2 protein-coding genes are annotated in these 4,291 nt (G+C 27.4%); both read right to left on the bottom strand.

The features are described 5' to 3' along the window. On the bottom strand, positions 1–2,952 hold a 2,952-nt coding region (gene mfd, locus Q1J48_RS07835), incomplete at its 3' end, for a transcription-repair coupling factor (protein WP_300362479.1). A 125-nt stretch (positions 2,953–3,077) separates the two neighbouring features. After that, on the bottom strand, positions 3,078–4,291 hold a 1,214-nt coding region (locus tag Q1J48_RS07840; RefSeq protein WP_498040975.1), incomplete at its 5' end, for an Orn/Lys/Arg family decarboxylase.

Below are 4,291 nucleotides of genomic sequence, written 5' to 3' on the forward strand. Positions count from 1 at the left end.
AAAAAAGTTTTTAATATTTTTTTCATAAAGAATAGAATTTTTAGTTTTCAATTTACATTTTCCACTTGTTATTAAATTTAATATTTTTTCAAAATTAACTTTTTCAGGAATAAAACTAATTTCATAACTATCTTTTTTAATTTCTTTAATCTCTTTAATACCTATATCAGATGCAAGAATTTTAATTTTTAAGTTTTCAAAAAGAATTGAAACCTCTCTAGGAGGATTTCCAAATCTATCTTTGATCTCTTCAAAAAGTTCTTCTATTTCTTTAACAGTTTTTATATCCATAGCTCTTTTATAAATATTTATTTTTTCAAACTCTTCAATATATTCTTTAGGAATATATCCATTTTCTAAAAATTCTAAAGAGATTTCAGATTTTTCAGAATATTCTCCTTTTTGTCTTTCAATCTCCTCTTGTAAAAGTTTTAGATAAAGATTGTATCCGAAAGTTTCAAGAGCTCCATGTTGTTTATCTCCTAAAATTTCTCCAGCTCCTCTGATATTCATATCTTCTAGTGAAAGATTAAATCCTCCACCTAATCCTTTTAGATTTTCAATACTTTCTTTTCTAAGAGTTGTTTTTTTATTATACTTTCTATCAACATCATTTATCAAATAACAAAAAGCTTTTCTTTTTCCCCTACCAACTCTACCACGAAGTTGGTATATTTGAGAAAGTCCAAGTTTTTCTAAGCCCTCTATGATTATTGTATTGGCATTTTCTATATCAATACCATTTTCAACAATTGTCGTAGTTAAAAGAACATCAATATCCCCATTTTCAAATTCGTGTATGACCTCTTTTATATTTTGAGGTGACATTCTTCCGTGAATGTATTTTACTTTTATGTATGGGGGTAAAATTTTCTTTAAATAATTTTCTTTATATTCCATAGAATAAACTGAATTATAAACATAGAAAACCTGTCCTTCTCTTCCTACCTCTTTCATTATGGCATTTTTAATATTTTCATCAGTATTATCAATAAAAATATTTTCAATAGGAAGACGATTTACAGGCGGAGTTTTTATAACAGAGATATCTCTTATTCCAAGAAGAGCCAAGTTTAAAGTTCTTGGAATAGGTGTAGCAGTCAGAGTTAGAAGATCAACATTTTCTTTTAAAGTTTTTAATTTTTCTTTAGCCTTTACTCCAAACTTTTGCTCTTCATCAACAATTACAAGTCCAAGATTATTAAAACTTACATCATTAGAAAGAAGTCTATGGGTACCGATAACAATATCAATACCACCAGTTACCATTTTTTTTAAAGTTTCCTCTTGCTCTTTATGAGTTTTTATTCTACTAAGTAGAGATATATTTATTGGATAATTTTGAAATCTCTCCTTAAATCTTTCATAGTGTTGATCAGCTAAAACAGTAGTAGGTGTAAGTATAAGAACTTGTTTATTATCGGTTACGGCTTTAAAAGCAGCTCTCATAGCAACTTCAGTTTTTCCAAATCCTACATCTCCACAGATAATTCTATCCATAACCCTTGGAGATTCCATATCCAATTTTACCATTCTTATGGCTTCAAGTTGATCCTTAGTTTCTGTGTATGGGAATCCTTCCTCAAATTCTTCTTGCCAAACAGTATCTTTAGAGAATGAATATCCAAGATTTCCCTGTCTTCTTGCTTGGATTTTTATTAATTCCTTAGCAAAAAGTTTCATTTCCTCCTCAAGTTTCTCTCTTTTTTTCTTAAAACCTCTTCTACCAAGATTATAAATCTCTGGGGTTGTCCCCATATCATAAAGATATTTTTCAATTCTATTTAAATTTTCAGTTGGAACAAAGAGTTTATCCTCTCCAGCATATTGAATTTTTAAATAATCTTTTCCAGAGATTGTTTCTATCCCAAGGTACAGACCAACTCCAAAATTTTCGTGGATAATATAATCTCCCTCTCTTATTTGAGAGATATCATTATATCTAACCCCCTTATTATTATTCGTTTCTTTTTTTACTCTGATTCCTTTAATCTCTCGATCAGTAAGAACCAAGGTATCTTCATAATTGAATCCCTCATAGTGAGGATATTTTTTTATAGTTATATTTTTACAATCCTTAAAAATTTCATCATATCTTTTTTTCTCTTCTGATAAAATTAAAATTTTCTGATTTTTACTCTCTTTTTTTATAACCTCTAAATCTTCATATTTTTTTATTTTGTCAAAATCAAATCTTTTACTCTCTACAATTTGAAAGTCAGAAGTATTATTAAATAAATTTCTATATAGATTTTCTTTTTCTCTATCTTTTAAAATATATTCTTCCAATTTATATTTTAAGATTTCTGTATTTTCTAAATACTTCTCTTTAATATTTTCAGAAAATTTATTTAAAATATCAAAAAATGAAAAATCTTTATATTTAGATTTATTGATATATAATAAAATATTTTTTTTAGTATTTATACTTTTTTGGGAGTAGCTATCAAATTCAGAAATTCTATCAATTTCATCTCCAAAAAATTCAATTCTTATGGGGTTTTCCATATTTAAAGGGAAGATATCTAAAATATCTCCTCTTATAGAGTATTCCATCTTATTTTCAATAATATAGTTTTTTGAATAACCACTTTCGATTAATTTATTTTCAATCTCTTTTATACTAAATTCTTTTCCTACTTCAAATGAAAGAATATCTCCATTTAGTGTATAGTTTCCTAAGATACCTTGGAGAGAGATAAGAATAATAAAATTTTTATTATTCTTTAAGATTTCCAAAAGATTATAATTTTTGTTATAAATATCAAATTCGTCATAAAAATCATCAATCATAAGAATGGGATATTTATAAAAATCTTTTAGAGTATAATAATAATCTTCAATATTTTTATTTGATGAGGCTAAGAAAATTATTCCACCTTTTTTTTGAGATAAAAAAAATGGCACAGAGCCTCTATATAAATTATCTATTTTTAAATTTTTAAAATCCATATTTATTACCTCATAATATTTTATAAAAATATTATACCACAAAATAATATTAGAAAATTTAATTTAAATAAAAAATATCAACTTAGCAAAGCTAAGTTGATATTTATAAAAAGGGATTGGGAGGCTTATTTTTTTATGCAAAGAACATGATAAACTCCATCTATAACTTCTGTTCCTTCTGTTTCATGTTCAAAGCCTGGGAATGCTTTATCCCATAAAGATAAAGCTTCAAGATATTTGATTTGAGGACTGCTCTTATCTCCAAAATTTTCACCTGACATCAACATAGGTATTCCAGGTGGATAAGGGATAATAGAGTTTGCTGCCACTCTATTTATAAGTTTATGAGCTGGAACAAGTTCAACATCATTACTTACAATTTTATTATATGCTTCTCTAGGAGTCATTTCTATTTTAGGAAGATTAGAGTATGCCTCATTTAAAACTTTTCCTAAATTATGTTCTCTTAAATATTCAAACATTTTATCTCCTAGATCTTTAATTCCTATATTTTTATAGATCTCTTTATTATTTTCTAAAAGTTCTGGTAAAATTTCAGAAACTGCAGTATTTTTATCATAATGTTTTTTAAACTCAGATAGGACAGTTACAAGAGTACCCCATTTTCCTTTTGTTACCCCCATTGAGAATAGGAACATCAATTGGAAATCAGTAGTTCTTGTAGGAACTATTCCATATTTATTAAGGTATGCTGAAACCAAAGCAGCAGGTACACCTTTTTCTAAAAGATTTCCGTCATCTCCCATTCCAGGAGTAAGAATACTAACTTTTATAGGATCAAGCATACACCAATCTTCTGGTAAATTTTTAAATCCGTGCCAAGAGTCATTAGGATGCATTATCCAGAAATCTTGATCTTTAGAAAGTAATTCTGTTTTAGCCTCATAGAATGGTATAGTTTCTTTAGAAGTTTTATCAAAATATGTTTCAGCATTCCAAGGTTTAAAGAACCAATCATTATTATTTTGGTATTGAGAATATAATTTACCAATAACTTTACGGAATTCAGTAGCCTCTTCAACAACTTCATTCATTAGAGAAACACCAGATTCTCCTTCCATCATAGCAGCAGCTATATCATTTGAAACAGCTATTGCATAAAGAGGAGAGGTAGTTGCGTGCATCATATAAGCTTGGTTAAATCTATTTTCATCTATAACTTTTTTACCATATCTTACGTGGATGAAAGAACCTTGAGAAAGAGCATTCAAAAGTTTGTGTGTTGAATGAGTTGCGAAAATAGTAGGACCTTTATTTTCTTTTGAAGGCTCTCCTCTCATAGCAAAATGATTTTTATAGATATCATTAAATCTAGCAT

This window comes from Fusobacterium sp. (genome assembly GCF_029258315.1).
Taxonomy (GTDB): domain Bacteria; phylum Fusobacteriota; class Fusobacteriia; order Fusobacteriales; family Fusobacteriaceae; genus Fusobacterium_B.